This window comes from Streptomyces sp. NPDC002232 (genome assembly GCF_042890295.1).
Taxonomy (GTDB): Bacteria; Actinomycetota; Actinomycetes; order Streptomycetales; family Streptomycetaceae; genus Streptomyces.
Genome location: NZ_JBIARV010000002.1, coordinates 302781 through 317212, shown reverse-complemented (window position 1 = coordinate 317212; position 14432 = coordinate 302781). Strand labels below are relative to the sequence as shown.

At 71.9% G+C, this 14432-nt stretch carries 11 protein-coding genes; 5 read left to right on the top strand and 6 right to left on the bottom strand.

What is annotated here, in order from left to right:
• Positions 1-35 precede the first annotated feature (35 nt).
• The 5 genes from ACFYXU_RS08190 to ACFYXU_RS08170 form a co-directional block, all read right to left on the bottom strand.
• Complete coding sequence (locus ACFYXU_RS08190) at positions 36-998, bottom strand: zinc metalloprotease (protein ID WP_376510054.1); 963 nt, start codon at positions 996-998, stop codon at positions 36-38.
• Between the two features lie 328 nt (positions 999-1326).
• Positions 1327-2976: an alkaline phosphatase D family protein gene (locus tag ACFYXU_RS08185; RefSeq protein ID WP_389408269.1), complete on the bottom strand. Its 1650-nt coding sequence runs from the start codon at positions 2974-2976 to the stop codon at positions 1327-1329.
• Positions 2977-3247: 271 nt separating this feature from the next.
• Positions 3248-4063: a DsbA family protein gene (locus ACFYXU_RS08180; RefSeq protein WP_389408270.1), complete on the bottom strand. Its 816-nt coding sequence runs from the start codon at positions 4061-4063 to the stop codon at positions 3248-3250.
• 51 nt (positions 4064-4114) lie between these two features.
• Positions 4115-4807, bottom strand: coding sequence for a hypothetical protein (locus ACFYXU_RS08175; protein WP_389456928.1), 693 nt, complete (start codon positions 4805-4807; stop codon positions 4115-4117).
• A 70-nt stretch (positions 4808-4877) separates the two neighbouring features.
• On the bottom strand, positions 4878-6203 hold the full coding sequence (locus ACFYXU_RS08170) for a DUF2252 domain-containing protein (protein ID WP_389456926.1): 1326 nt from the start codon (positions 6201-6203) through the stop codon (positions 4878-4880).
• Between the two features lie 157 nt (positions 6204-6360).
• Between ACFYXU_RS08170 and dnaE the strand changes: the two genes are divergently transcribed.
• The gene (gene dnaE / locus ACFYXU_RS08165; RefSeq protein WP_361394157.1) at positions 6361-9900 is read left to right on the top strand and encodes a DNA polymerase III subunit alpha; all 3540 of its coding nucleotides are present in this window, start codon (positions 6361-6363) and stop codon (positions 9898-9900) included.
• 199 nt (positions 9901-10099) lie between these two features.
• Here dnaE and ACFYXU_RS08160 read toward each other — a convergent pair whose 3' ends face one another.
• Entirely contained in the window at positions 10100-10273 is a 174-nt protein-coding gene (locus tag ACFYXU_RS08160; protein ID WP_329856685.1) for a hypothetical protein, read from the bottom strand.
• A 216-nt stretch (positions 10274-10489) separates the two neighbouring features.
• On the opposite strand from ACFYXU_RS08160, the gene ACFYXU_RS08155 reads away from it, so the two are divergent.
• From ACFYXU_RS08155 to ACFYXU_RS08140, 4 genes are read left to right on the top strand one after another with little or no spacing between them, the layout of a single operon-like run.
• On the top strand, positions 10490-11863 hold the full coding sequence (locus ACFYXU_RS08155) for an NYN domain-containing protein (RefSeq protein WP_389456923.1): 1374 nt from the start codon (positions 10490-10492) through the stop codon (positions 11861-11863).
• Between the two features lie 20 nt (positions 11864-11883).
• Positions 11884-12855, top strand: a complete 972-nt coding sequence (locus tag ACFYXU_RS08150; protein WP_361394323.1) for an ABC transporter ATP-binding protein — start codon at positions 11884-11886, stop codon at positions 12853-12855.
• Positions 12856-12904: 49 nt separating this feature from the next.
• The gene (locus ACFYXU_RS08145; RefSeq protein ID WP_376510042.1) at positions 12905-13732 is read left to right on the top strand and encodes an ABC transporter permease; all 828 of its coding nucleotides are present in this window, start codon (positions 12905-12907) and stop codon (positions 13730-13732) included.
• A 34-nt stretch (positions 13733-13766) separates the two neighbouring features.
• Positions 13767-14405: a DUF2567 domain-containing protein gene (locus ACFYXU_RS08140; protein ID WP_384568275.1), complete on the top strand. Its 639-nt coding sequence runs from the start codon at positions 13767-13769 to the stop codon at positions 14403-14405.
• The last annotated feature ends 27 nt before the right edge of the window (positions 14406-14432 follow it).

Genomic DNA, 14432 nt, shown 5'->3' with positions numbered 1-14432 from the left:
CCGGGGCCACGCCCTCTTCCGTCGCGGGTGCCGCGTCAGGCGCGGTACGCCGTCCAGGAGTCGTTCATGCGGGTCACCTGGCCCGCGGTGAACTGGTACATGCAGGAGTCGTACGTGTAGTCCATGAAGTTGTGGATCGGGTCCACACCGGTCTTGTTGGTGCAGGAGTCACGGCCGGTGGGGCACTCGAACGCGGCGCTCTTCTCGGCCGGGGTGTCGGAGACGTAGTCGCCGTTGCCCGAGCAGCCGCCCTGGAAGGTGTGGTAGAGCCCCATCCAGTGGCCGACCTCGTGGGTGGCGGTGTCGCCCTGGTTGTAGTTGGCCGCCGAGCCGCCCGGGAGCGAGGCGTCGAGGATGACGACGCCGTCCATCTTCGGGGCGGAGGTGTACGAGGACGGGAAGGTCGCCCAGCCGAGGAGGCCGCCGCCGAGGTTGGCGGTGTAGACGTTCAGCGCGTTCTTGCCGCCCTTGCGCAGGGCGTTCTTCATGTCCTTCTCGGCCTGGGTGCCGTCGGAGACGTTGTACCAGGTGGCGTTGTCCGTGTAGTCGGTCCCGGCGAGGGTGAACGTGAAGTTGGTGTTCACGTTGCCGGTGCCCTGGCCGCCGTAGGCCGCGTTCAGGACCGCCATCTGGTTGTTGATCGCGGTGGCGCTGAGCTTGCCTGTCGCGCCGCTGTGGATCACGTGGAAGTAGACGGGGACGGTGGCGCCGGCGGCGGCCTTGGCGGCGCCGACCCGGCCGGACGCGCGGGCCGCGGAGACCTTCTTTCTGAGGTCGTCGTCCATGGCCTTGGCCTTGGCGGCCGAGACCTCGTTGGGCTCGGCGGCGTGGTCCGCGGCGCCGCGCGCCTTGCGGGCGCCGGAGAGCGCCGCCGTACCGTCCGCGCACTCCTCGGCGGAGGCCAGGGTGGATCCGGTGGGGGCGGCCACGGGGGCGGAGAGGGGAGCGATGGCCAGGGTTCCGGCCAGGACGGCGGTGCCCATCAGACGACGTGTCATACGCGGCGATATACGGACAAGAGCACGCACGGTGACTCCTTGTGGGGGGTGCGTGGAGAGGGACTTCCTCGCCACGGCCCGGAGATTACGCGTCCCTGTCAGAGGTCGTTGAGGATTGATCAGGCCCAATCATTCGTGCGGCAATTCGGGGCATCGGGAAGAAAAACTTGCGCCGCTCGCCGGGTTTGAGACACGTGCGTAACAAGCCACGTGGCGGAGGCGGGTGGTGTGTCCGGATTCGATCGCCGGAACTCACCACCCGCCGTAGCGATGTGATCTCCCGTTAACACGGGTGATCATGGCCGAAAAATCACCTACAGAGCGGCGGTCACAGCACCGGCTGGTACACCCGCTCGACACGCTGCGTTCCGCTCAGCGTCCGGTAGGAGCGCGCCCAGGCCGTCGTCGCGGCCGGGTCCGCCTTGTCGGAGACCGTGTAGTAGTCCATCTGCGAGCGCGCGGCGGTCACGTCGAGCACGCCGTAGCCGTGGTGGTCCATGTCCACCCACTTCACATGGCGGTTGGCCGCCTTCACGGCGCCCGCGGCCACCACCGAGAGCGTGCCCGGGGCCACGTGGAGCAGGTCGTCCAGGTTGTCCGAGGTCACCGAGGTGACCACGAACTCGGTCGCCGCCGAGGCCGAGAGCGGGTACGTCGCGGCCTTCACCGGCACGTCGTTGGCCCAGGCCATGTGGATGTCGCCGGTCAGGAAGACCGTGTTGCGGATCGACCGGGCGGTCAGGTGCCCGAGCAGCTCCTTGCGGTCGTCCGTGTAGCCGTCCCACTGGTCGACGTTGACCGCGATCCCCTCCTTCGGCAGGCCGAGCAGCCCGGCGAGCGGCTCCAGGAGGTGGGCCGGCAGGGCGCCGAAGGCGACCGGCGAGATCATCACCGAGGTGCCGACCAGCTGCCAGGCCGCGTCCGAACCGGCGAGCCCCGCCTTCAGCCAGTCCAGCTGCGCGCGGCCGGTGATGCTGCGCTCCGGGTCGTCGACCGTGCCGCTGCCCGTCTTCGCGGGCGCGGAGCGGAAGGACCGCAGGTCCAGCAGATGGAGATCGGCCAGCCGGCCGAAGCGCAGGCGCCGGAAGACCGTGCCCTCCGTGGAGGCGCGCACCGGCATCCACTCGAAGTACGCCTGCTTGGCGGCGGCGACCCGGGCCGCCCACTCGCCCTCGGCGCCGGGCGTGTGGTTCTCGGCCCCGCCGGACCAGGCGTCGTTGGCGAACTCGTGGTCGTCCCAGATCGCGATCACCGGGTGCGCCGCGTGCAGCGCCTGGAGGTCGGCGTCCGTCTTGTACTTCCCGTGCCGGGTCCGGTAGTCGGCGAGCGAGACGATCTCGTGGCGCGGCTCGTGCTGCCGGACGACGTACTTCGCCTCGGGGTAGGCGCCGGTGGCGTACTCGTACACGTAGTCGCCGAGGTGCAGGACGGCGTCCAGGTCGCCGCGGGCCGCGAGGTGGCGGTACGCGGAGAAGTACCCGGACTCCCAGTTCGCGCAGGACACCACGCCGAAGCGGACCCCCGGGGCGGCGGCGTCGGCGGCCGGCGCGGTGCGGGTGCGGGCTGCCGGGGAGGCGGCCGTGCCCGAGGTGAAGCGGAACCAGTAGGCGGTGGCCGGGCGCAGGCCCCGGACGTCGGCCTTCACGGTGTGGTCGGAGGCGGCGCTCGCCGTGGTGGTGCCGGAGGCGACGACCCGGGCGAAGGAGCGGTCCTCGGCGAGCTCCCAGCCGACCTGGACGTCGGGGCCGAGCCCGGATCCGGGCACGGCCTCGGGGGTGGGGGTGACGCGCGTCCAGAGCAGGACGCCGTCGGGCAGCGGATCGCCGGAGGCGACGCCGTGGAGGAAGGCGGGCGCCCCGGTGTCCGCGAGCGCCGGGGAGGCCGCGCCGAGGAGGACGGGCGCGACGGCGGCGGTGGCGGCGGCGGCCTTGACGACCGAGCGCCGGGTGGGGGCGGGGGATATGAAACGACTGGTCACGGGCAGTCAGATTACTGACGAGTACGTCGGAGGGGCAGGCGAATTCCGGAAGTTCGCCGACTCGTCGCCCCGAGGACGCCCGGGCCGGACTTCCCCGGGGACGGACGCGCCTCGGCCCGGGTGGAACGGCCCCGGCCCCGGACGCACATGGGCCCGGGTGGGTACGGCCCCGGCCCCGGACGCACATGGGCCCGGGTGGTACGGCCCAGGACCCGGACGCACCTCGGCCCCGGACCGGTCCGGTCCGGGGCCGAGCGGAGGGGGAGGGGCGTCAGCCCTTGAGGGCCGCGGTGATCGCCGTGTCGAACTCGGCCACCGTCATCGGCGGGTTCTGCGTGCCCGCGACCGTGACCGGCTTGCCGTCCATCTTCAGCGTCGGCGTGCCCTGCACCCCGCTCGCGTCGAAGGCCTTCGACATCTTCATCGCCCACGCGTCGAAGGTGCCGTCCTCGACGTTCTTCTTGAACTCGGCGTTGCCCTTGAGGGCCGGGACCGTGTCCGCCACCTCGACGAGGTAGGCGTCCTTGGCGAACTTGTCCTGCTTCTCGTCCGGGTGGAACTGGGTGGAGTAGAGGGCGGCCTTGTACTTCAGGAAGGCCTCCGGGCTCACGTTCAGCGCGGCGCCGAGCGCGGACAGGGCGTTCTTCGAGCCCTCGCCCGGGATGCCGTTGTCGATGAAGGTCGCGCCGACGTACTTGATCTTGTACTTGCCGGCCTCGACGTCCTTCTCGACCGTCGAGCCCACGGTCTGCTCGAAGGTCGCGCAGACGGGGCAGCGCGAGTCCTCGTAGACCTCCAGCGTCTTCTTCGCGGAGTCCTTGCCGATGACGACGGTGGTGCCGTCGGTCCCCGCGGTGTTCTTCGGGGCCGTCACGCTCTTCGCGTCCGCCGCCGCCTCCCAGTGGGAGGGCTTGTTCGACTGGACGACCGCGTAGCCGATGCCGCCCGCGGCGGCCAGGACGGCCACGGCCGAGACGCCGACGACCAGCTGCCGGCGGGCCCGGTCCTTCTTCGCCTGGCGCTCGCGCTCCTCGCGCAGGCGCTCGCGGGCCGCGGCCTTGTTGGCGTGGCTGTTGCGTGCACTCATGATGGTGATCTCCGTGAAAGGTGGGGAAGGCAGGGGGCGCGTGGGGCCCGCTCAGACGAGAGCGAGCACCGGACGCGGCGGCCCCCGCCGCCCGACGGAGTGCACCAGGAGCCGGGTGCGGGAGGACCGCGGCCGCGCCGCGGACCGTCCGGCCCGCAGCGGCGCCGGACCCGCGCCCCGGAAGAAGGCCGCCACCAGGAGCAGCGGCCGGAACGCGAAGGCCTCCACCGCGCGCAGCAGCCGGGCCAGCGCCCGCTCCCCGCCGCGCAGCCAGCACGCCGCCGAGAGCCCCACGCCCACATGGGCCAGGAGCAGCAGCCACGGCAGCGCCGGGTCGGGGGAGTCGAGCAGTGCGGCGGCGTCGCCCCCGCCCTGCGGGGTCACCACGCCGGGCAGCGGGGTGCCCACGGCGCCGCCGCAGAACACCTCCACGCCCACCGCGCGCAGCGAGCCGGCGACCGGGCCGCCCGCGGGGCCGTAACAGACCGCCTGACCGCTGGTGAAGAGGGTGTCGGCGGCCAGCTCCAGCGGGACCAGGAGCCCGGCGATCGGGCCGAGGCCGCGCTCCCGGCCGGCCAGCGCGTACGCCACGGCGAAGACGCCGACCGCCACCGGGACGAGCGTCCCCAGAGGCAGCGGCACGCGGGAGAGCAGCACGTGGGACGCCACGGACAGCGTCACGACCAAGGCCGTGAAGAACGCCGCCCGCAGCGCCCTCAGCTGCGTACCCGCCATGATGTCCATCGTCGTGGAGTGTCCCATGCCGGCCCGTAAGACGTCCTTAAAGGAAGTCTGTGGAGGGCCGCACGGGCCCCTACAGTCCCGGGATCCGCCCGTTGCGGAAGAGGTCCACGAAGATCTGGTGGTCCGCCCGCGCCCGCGCTCCGTACGTGTGGGCGAAGTCGACGAGGAGCGCGGCGAAGCCCTCCTCATCGGCGGCGATCGCCGCGTCGATGGCCCGCTCCGTCGAGAAGGGCACCAGCGAGTGCCCGCTCTCGTCGTCCGCCGCCGCGTGCATCGTGGCCGTCGCCCGCCCCAGGTCGGCGACGGTGGCCGCGATCTCGTCCGGGTCGTCGATGTCCGACCAGTCCAGGTCCACCGCGTACGGCGACACCTCGGCGACCAGCTGGCCGGCCCCGTCCAGCTCGGTCCAGCCCAGCCACGGGTCCGCGTGGGCCTGGAGCGCCCGCTGCGAGATCACGGTGCGGTGACCCTCGTGCTGGAAGTAGCCCCGTACCGCCGCGTCCGTGACGTGCCGCGAGACCGCGGGGGTCTGCGCCTGCTTCACGTAGATCACGACGTCGTTCTCCAGGGCGTCGCTGTTGCCCTCCAGGAGGATGTTGTACGAGGGGAGACCGGCCGAGCCGATGCCGATCCCGCGGCGGCCGACGACGTCCTTCACCCGGTACGAGTCGGGGCGGGCGAGGGAGGACTCCGGCAGGGTCTCCAGATAGCCGTCGAAGGCCGCGAGGACCTTGTACCGGGTGGCCGCGTCCAGCTCGATCGCGCCGCCGCCCGCGGAGAAGCGCCGCTCGAAGTCGCGGATCTCGGTCATCGAGTCCAGCAGCCCGAAGCGGGTCAGCGCCCGGGCCTCGCGCAGGGCGCCGAGCAGCGCCCCGTCGGCGGTCTCCAGGGTGAAGGCGGGGACCTCGTCGCCCTTGGCGCCGGTGGCGAGCGCGTGGATCCGCTCCCGGTAGGCCGCGGCGTAGACCCGGACCAGGTGGGTGATCTGCTCGTCGCCGAGCGCCTTGGCGTAGCCGACCAGGGCGAGCGAGGCGGCGAGCCGCTTCAGGTCCCAGGTGAAGGGCCCGACGTAGGCCTCGTCGAAGTCGTTGACGTTGAACACGAGCCGGCCGTTGGCGTCCATGTACGTGCCGAAGTTCTCGGCGTGGAGATCACCGTGGATCCAGACCCGGCCGGTCCGCTCGTCCAGGTAGGGGCCGCCGTGGACCTCCCGCTCCAGGTCCGAGTAGAAGAGGCACGCGGTGCCCCGGTAGAAGGCGAAGGCGGAGCCGGCCATCTTCCGGAACTTGACGCGGAAGGCCGCCGGGTCGGCGGCGAGGAGCTCGCCGAAGGCGGTGTCGAAGACGGCGAGGATGTGCTCACCGCGCTCGGCTGCGGTGGGCTGCGGAACCGACATCGAGTGTGCCTCCTGGTGCAGGGCTGCTCATGACAAATGGGACAGGTGTTCCCGGTCCTCCAACGCGCGACCGTACCCCCGAGTGCCCGCCCGTTGTCACTCGGCCGACGTAGACTTCCACGCTGTCCCCCCAGAAATTCAGTCGGAGGCCTCCCCCGTGACCAAGCCGCCCTTCACGCACCTCCACGTCCACACCCAGTACTCGCTGCTGGACGGTGCCGCGCGGCTCAAGGACATGTTCGACGCGTGCAACGAGATGGGCATGACCCACATCGCCATGTCCGACCACGGCAACCTGCACGGGGCCTACGACTTCTTCCACACGGCGAAGAAGGCCGGGGTCACGCCGATCATCGGCATCGAGGCGTACGTCGCCCCCGAGTCCCGGCGCAACAAGCGGAAGATCCAGTGGGGTCAGCCGCACCAGAAGCGGGACGACGTCTCCGGCTCCGGCGGCTACACCCACAAGACGATCTGGGCGGCGAACGCCACCGGGCTGCACAACCTCTTCAAGCTCTCCTCCGACGCGTACGCCGAGGGCTGGCTCCAGAAGTGGCCCCGGATGGACAAGGAGACCATCTCCCAGTGGTCCGAGGGCCTGATCGCCTCCACCGGCTGCCCCTCCGGCGAGCTCCAGACCCGGCTGCGCCTCGGCCAGTTCGACGAGGCCCTGAAGGCCGCCTCCGAGTACCAGGACATCTTCGGCAAGGACCGGTACTTCCTGGAGCTGATGGACCACGGCATCGAGATCGAGCACCGGGTCCGCGACGGGCTCCTGGAGATCGGCAAGAAGCTCGGCATCCCGCCGCTGGTGACGAACGACTCGCACTACACGTACGCGCACGAGGCCGTCGCGCACGACGCCCTGCTCTGCATCCAGACCGGCAAGAACCTCTCGGACCCGGACCGCTTCAAGTTCGACGGCACCGGCTACTACCTGAAGTCCACGGACGAGATGTACGCCGTCGACTCCTCGGACGCCTGGCAGGAGGGCTGCCGCAACACCCTCCTCGTCGCGGAGCAGATCGACACCACGGGCATGTTCGAGGCCAAGAACCTCATGCCGCGGTTCGACATCCCCGAGGGCTACACCGAGGTCACCTGGTTCCGCGAGGAGACCCTGCGCGGCATGCACCGCCGCTTCCCCGGGGGCATCCCCGAGGACCGCATGAAGCAGGCCGAGTACGAGATGGACACCATCATCTCGATGGGCTTCCCCGGCTACTTCCTCGTCGTCGCCGACTTCATCATGTGGGCGAAGAAGCAGGGCATCGCCGTGGGCCCCGGCCGAGGCTCCGCGGCCGGTTCGATCGTCGCGTACGCCATGGGCATCACCGACCTCGACCCGATCCCGCACGGTCTGATCTTCGAGCGCTTCCTCAACCCCGAGCGCATCTCGATGCCCGACGTCGACATCGACTTCGACGAGCGCCGGCGCGTCGAGGTGATCCGGTACGTGACCGAGAAGTACGGCGCCGACAAGGTCGCCATGATCGGCACGTACGGAAAGATCAAGGCGAAGAACGCCATCAAGGACTCCGCGCGCGTCCTCGGCTACCCGTACGCCATGGGCGACCGCCTCACCAAGGCCATGCCCGCCGACGTCCTCGGCAAGGGCATCGACCTCAACGGCATCACCGACCCCTCGCACCCGCGCTACAGCGAGGCCGGCGAGATCCGCGCGATGTACGAGAACGAGCCGGACGTCAAGAAGGTCATCGACACCGCCCGGGGCGTCGAGGGCCTGGTCCGCCAGATGGGCGTGCACGCCGCCGGCGTCATCATGTCCAGCGAGCCGATCGTCGACCACGCGCCGATCTGGGTGCGGCACACCGACGGCGTCACCATCACGCAGTGGGACTACCCGCAGTGCGAGTCGCTCGGCCTGCTGAAGATGGACTTCCTCGGCCTGCGCAACCTGACGATCATGGACGACGCCGTCAAGATGGTGAAGTCCAACAAGGGGATCGACATCGATCTCCTGGCGCTGCCGCTCGACGACCAGAAGACCTTCGAACTGCTCCAGCGCGGTGACACCCTCGGCGTCTTCCAGTTCGACGGCGGGCCCATGCGCTCGCTCCTCCGGCTGATGAAGCCCGACAACTTTGAAGACATCTCCGCCGTGTCCGCCCTCTACCGGCCGGGCCCGATGGGCATGAACTCGCACACGAACTACGCCCTCCGCAAGAACGGCCAGCAGGAGATCACCCCGATCCACCCCGAGCTGGAGAAGCCGCTCGAAGAGGTGCTCGCGGTCACCTACGGCCTCATCGTGTACCAGGAGCAGGTGCAGAAGGCCGCCCAGATCATCGCCGGCTACTCGCTCGGCGAGGCCGACATCCTCCGCCGCGTCATGGGCAAGAAGAAGCCCGAGGAGCTGGCGAAGAACTTCGTGATCTTCGAGGCCGGAGCCAAGAAGAAGGGCTTCAGCGACGCGGCGATCAAGGCGCTCTGGGACGTCCTGGTCCCCTTCGCCGGCTACGCCTTCAACAAGGCGCACTCCGCCGCGTACGGCCTGGTCTCCTACTGGACCGCCTACCTCAAGGCCAACCACCCCGCCGAGTACATGGCGGGACTCCTCACCTCGGTCAAGGACGACAAGGACAAGTCCGCGGTCTACCTGAACGAGTGCCGCCGCATGGGCATCAAGGTCCTCCCGCCCAACGTGAACGAGTCCCAGTCGAACTTCGCCGCCCAGGGCGACGACGTGATCCTCTTCGGCCTCTCCGCCATCCGGAACGTCGGCACCAACGTCGTCGAGTCGATCATCAAGTCGCGCAAGGCCAAGGGGAAGTACTCGACCTTCCCCGACTTCCTCGACAAGGTCGAGGCCGTCGTCTGCAACAAGCGGACCGTCGAGTCGCTGATCAAGGCCGGCGCCTTCGACGAGATGGGCCACACCCGCAAGGGCCTGGTCGCCCACCACGAACCCATGATCGACAACGTGGTCGCGGTCAAGCGCAAGGAGGCCGAGGGGCAGTTCGACCTCTTCGGCGGCATGGGCGACGCGGCGACCGACGAGCCCGGCTTCGGACTCGACGTCGTCTTCTCCGACGTCGAGTGGGAGAAGTCGTACCTGCTCGCCCAGGAGCGCGAGATGCTCGGCCTCTACGTCTCCGACCACCCGCTCTTCGGCATCGAGCACGTCCTCTCCGACAAGACGGACGCGGCGATCTCCCAGCTCACCGGCGGCGAGCACTCCGACGGCGCGGTCGTCACCATCGGCGGCATCATCTCCGGCCTCCAGCGCAAGATGACCAAGCAGGGCAACGCCTGGGCGATCGCGACCGTCGAGGACCTGGCCGGCTCCATCGAGTGCATGTTCTTCCCGGCCACCTACCAGCTCGTCTCCACCCAGCTGGTCGAGGACACGGTCGTCTTCGTGAAGGGACGCCTCGACAAGCGCGAGGACGTGCCCCGTCTCGTCGCGATGGAGCTGATGGTCCCCGACCTGTCGAACGCCGGGACCAACGCGCCGGTGATCCTCACCATCCCGACGGTGAAGGTGACCCCGCCGATGGTCAGCAGGCTCGGCGAGATCCTCAAGCACCACAAGGGCAACACCGAGGTGCGGATCAAGCTCCAGGGCCCCCGGACCACCACCGTCCTGCGGCTCGACCGGCACCGGGTGACCGCCGACCCGGCGCTCTTCGGCGACCTGAAGGTGCTGCTCGGCCCGTCCTGCCTGGCGGGCTGACCGGCACCGGCACCGGCGCCTTCGCCTCCCGCCTGGCCGGCTGATCGGCACCGGTGCCTCCGTCTCCCGCTTGGCGGGCTGACACCGGCACCGGCACCGGCGCCTCCGTCACGCGCACGGGGGCGCGCGGGCGGGGTTCCGCGCACGCGCAAGGGGCGCGCCCGTCGTCACGGGCGCGCCCCTTTGCCGTCGAGCAGCGTCAGTTGTGGCCGAAACGCTTCTGGCGACCCTTGCGTGCCATGTCACCCGGTGTGACCTGGCTCGCGCGCTGCTCGGCCTGCGATTCCAGCGCGGACTGCTGAGCCTGCTGCTGGCCGCGCTCGGCCTGCGACGGCTGCTTCTGACTGCGGTTCTGGTTGCGGTTCTTGGCCATGGGGTTTCCTCCTCAAAGGGACCTGGGGGCCAGGGCCGCTGTCAGACTCACATACCGGGGAAAACGCCGCATTTTGGATCATTACGGAGGGTAGTGGCCTGTGGGGCGTGATACTCGCCACGCCGATGATCCAGTTCCGGACGTCAAGCACCGGGCCGTCGGGCAGACTCGAAGGAACCCGAAGCACCCTTTCGAACCCGAGGCTCCCGAAAGAGGGTGGAACACGTGGACCGCTGCGTCGTCCTGGTGGACGCCGGCTACCTGCTGGGCGCCGCCGCCAGTCTCCTCGCCGGGGAACCGTCCCGCTCCCGGATCACCGTCGACCACGCCGGGCTGATCCAGCAGCTGCGCCAGCGCGCCGAGGCCGAGACCGACCTGCCCCTCCTGCGGATCTACTGGTTCGACGGCGCCCCCGACCGGGTGCCCCAGCCCGAGCACCGCAGGCTCCGCGTGATGCCCCGGGTCACCGTCCGGCTGGGCGCCCTGACCCGGAGCGACGGGCGCTGGGCGCAGAAGGGCGTCGACGCGGCCATGCACACCGAGCTCACCGAGCTCGCCCGGAACAGGGCCTGCTCCGACATCGTGCTCGTGACCGGCGACGGCGATCTGCTGCCGGGCCTCATGTCCGCCAAGGAGCACGGCGTCGCCGTCCACCTGTGGGCCGTCCAGGCGGCCGACGGCGACTACAACCAGTCCGAGGACCTCGTGGCCGAGGCCGACGAGCGGCGGGTCCTCGACCGGACCTGGATCACCCGCGCCGTCCGCGCCAAGGACCTCACCGGCATGTGCTCGCCGCCGCCCGCCCCGCGCCCGGAGATCGCGGCCATCCTCTCCGCGCCGCTGCCCGAGGCGGCCCTCGCCGCCTCCGCCGAGCGGGCCGCGGAGGCCGCGGCCGCCCGGAACGGCTCGGCCGCCCCCACCGGCGCCAACGGCGACGGCGCCCCCGGGCACCTGCGCGACGGCGGCCACGTCAACGGGCAGGTCGACGCCGACGGCCGTCTCGACGCCGACGGGCGCGTCGACGCGGACGGCGCGCCCGCCCCGGCCACCCCCGGCAGGGGCGTCCCCACGCCCAAGGACCTGGCGGGACTGCGCGGCCCCGCCGCCGGGACCCCCGGCCCCGCGCCCGTCCCGGTCCCGCAGGGCGCCAGCGCGCTCCGCTGGTCCTCCGACCGGGGCTGGGTCGAGCGCCCCGCCCCCTCCCTGGGCGAGCCCGCGGAGACCGCCACCCTGCCCACCCTCGCCTCGCTCACCAGCGCCGAGCAGCGCTGGGCCGACCGCGAGGAGGACATCACCACCGTCGGCGGCGACCCGTTCGAGGTCGGACAGGTGTTCGCCCGCCGGTGGATGGAGCGGCTCCCCGAGCAGAGCCACGTCCAGAAGCTCTCCACCCTCTACCCGCGGATCCCGCACCGCATCGACGGCGAACTCCTCCGGTACGCCGCCCGTTTCGGACTTCTCGCCCACAAGGACGACCAGATCGACGAGCACGACCGGTACGCCATCCGGGCCGGGTTCTGGCGGGAGATCGACGTCCGCGCCGCCGCCGAGAACGCCCCCGCGCCCGGAGCGGGCCCGGCGACCCCGTAGGCTCTTCCCCCGTGAGTACGGTGTGCGTGGTGCGGGATCTGGTCAAGACGTACCCCGCCACGCGCGGCAGACGCGGCGCGCCCGCGACCCCGGAGGTGCGGGCCACCGACGGGATCAGCCTCGACGTGCGCGGCGGCGAGATCTTCGGCCTGCTCGGGCCCAACGGCGCCGGCAAGTCCACCCTCGTGCGCCAGCTCACCGGACTCATGCGCCCCGACTCCGGCACCGTCGAACTCCTCGGCCACGACCTCGTGCGCCACCCCGAGCGGGCGGCCCGCCTCCTCGCCTACCTCGGCCAGGAGTCCACCGCCCTCGACGAGCTGACCGTCTCCCTGGCCGCCGAGACCACCGGGCGGCTCCGCGGACTCACCGCCCGCGACGCCCGCGCCGAGCGCGACGCCGTCCTGGCGGAGCTCGGCCTCGGCGAGCTCGCCGCGCGCCCCCTCAAGAAGCTCTCCGGCGGACAGCGGCGGCTCGCCTGCTTCGCCGCCGCCCTCGTCGGCAGCCGGCCCGTCCTCGTCCTGGACGAACCCACCACCGGCATGGACCCGGTCGCCCGGCGCGCCGTCTGGGCCGCCGTCGACCGGCGCCGCGCCGAGCACGGCACCACGGTGCTCCTCGTCACCCACAACGTCATCGAGGCCGAGACCGTCCTGGACCGGGTCGCCGTCCTCGACCGGGGCCGGGTCATCGCCTGCGACACCCCCGCCGGTCTCAAGGAGCGGGTCGCCGGCGAGGTCCGCGTCGAGCTGGTCTGGCGCGACGCGCCGCCGCTCGACCTGCCCGAGATCGCCGCCCTGCGCGCGCTCGCCCAGGAGACCGGCCGCCGCTGGCACCTCCGGCTCGCCCCCGACGAGGCCCGCGCGGCCGTCGCGACCGTCACCGGCGGGCCCGCGTTCGCCGCGCTCGACGACTTCACCCTGGCCACGCCGAGCCTGGAGGACGTGTACCTCGCCCTGGGCGGCGCGACCGAGGGGCTGGTGAAGGCATGACCGGCGACACCCAGGACCGACCGCACGCCACCCCCAGGAGCTGTACGCAGTGAGCACCCTGCCCGCCGAGGTCCTACAGCCCGGCACGCTCCCCGCCACGGGCCGGGACGCGGACGACGGCGCCGCGCCCCTGGCCCCGCGCGCCCGGCTCCTGCCGGCCCTGGCCGCCGTCTACCGCGCCCAGCTCTCCCGCGCCCGCGTCGCCCGCATCCCGCTGCTCTTCGTCGCCACCTTCCAGTCGATCGGGATCATGGTCCTGATGCGCGGGGTCGTCGACGGAGGCTCCGAGGCGCGCGCCGTCGTCGCCGGCTCCACCGTCCTCGTCGTCGCCTTCGTCGCGCTCAACCTGCTCGCCCAGTACTTCGGCCAGCTGCGGGCCGGCGGCGGCCTCGACCACTACGCCACCCTGCCCGTGCCGCCCGCCGCCGTCGTCCTCGGCGCCGCCGGGGCGTACGCCTCCTTCACCGTCCCGGGGACCGTCGTCACCGCCGTCGCCGGTTCGGTGCTCTTCGGGCTGCCCCTCGGCCATCTGTGGATCCTGGCCGCCGTCGTCCCGCTCTCCGGCGCGGCCCTCGCCGGGCTCGGCGCGGCCCTCGGGCTCCTCGCGCCCCGCCAGGAGCTGGCGACCCTCCTCGGCCAGCTCGGCATGTCGGCGGCCCTGCTCCTCGGGGTCCTGCCGGCCGAGCGGCTGCCCGGACCGATCGGCTGGGCGCGGGACCTGCTGCCCTCGACGTACGGCGTGGAGGCGCTGGCCCGCACCTTCGACCCGCACCCCGACTGGGCGGCCGTCGCCGTCGACCTCGCCGTGTGCGGGGCGGTCGGCCTCGTCTCGCTGTCCCTCGCCACCTGGGCCTACCGGCGGGCCGCCGTCCGCTGAGGCGGGCCACAGCGACACCTGGCACGATGGCGGGGTGACCGCACCTCTGACTCCGCCTCACCAGCCGCCGCACGATCCCGACTGGCCCCCGCCGCCTCCGCCGCTGGACGGCCCGGCCGGAGACCCGATCACGGCGGCCGAGGTCGTGCAGGGCCTGCTGGTGACCCTCGCCTCCGCGCTCGGGGGCGCGCTGCTCGGGGTGCTGTGGCTGAACCTGGCCCCGCGCGTCCTGCTCATCTCGGACGGCAAGGGCGTCTACCTGCGGAATTCGGAGGGGGAGCAGGCGATCGGCGCCGACGGCACCTTCGTGCTCCTCGCGCTCGCCTTCGGCGCGGTCGCCGCGCTCGTCGTCTTCCTGCTGCGCCGCAAGGGCGGCGTCCCGCTCGTCATCGGCCTCGCGCTCGGCGGCGGCCTGGGCTCGCTCCTCGCCTGGTGGATCGGGACGAGCTTCGGCCCCACCTCCGACGTGGTCGCCCACGCGAAGGCGGTCGGCCCGAACGTCACCTTCGAGGCGCCCCTCGAACTGAACCTGGCGGCCGCCGCGATGCTGGCCTGGCCGCTCGCCGCGATGATCGTCCACCTGGCCCTCACGGCCGTCTTCGGCCCCCGCGACCCGGAGCCCGAGGCCTGGGACCGGCCCAAGCCGTACACGCAGGGCCCGGGCTCGCACTGACGGACCCGGGGGAGGCCGCGCCTCGCG

Excerpts from the sequence above, each read along its gene's own strand:
- ACFYXU_RS08180 (WP_389408270.1), bottom strand. The coding sequence starts at position 4,063 with ATGAGTGCACGCAACAGCCACGCCAACAAGGCCGCGGCCCGCGAGCGC.
- ACFYXU_RS08170 (WP_389456926.1), bottom strand. The coding sequence starts at position 6,203 with ATGTCGGTTCCGCAGCCCACCGCAGCCGAGCGCGGTGAGCACATCCTC.
- ACFYXU_RS08160 (WP_329856685.1), bottom strand. The coding sequence starts at position 10,273 with ATGGCCAAGAACCGCAACCAGAACCGCAGTCAGAAGCAGCCGTCGCAG.
- ACFYXU_RS08190 (WP_376510054.1), bottom strand. The coding sequence starts at position 998 with ATGACACGTCGTCTGATGGGCACCGCCGTCCTGGCCGGAACCCTGGCC.
- ACFYXU_RS08175 (WP_389456928.1), bottom strand. The coding sequence starts at position 4,807 with ATGGACATCATGGCGGGTACGCAGCTGAGGGCGCTGCGGGCGGCGTTC.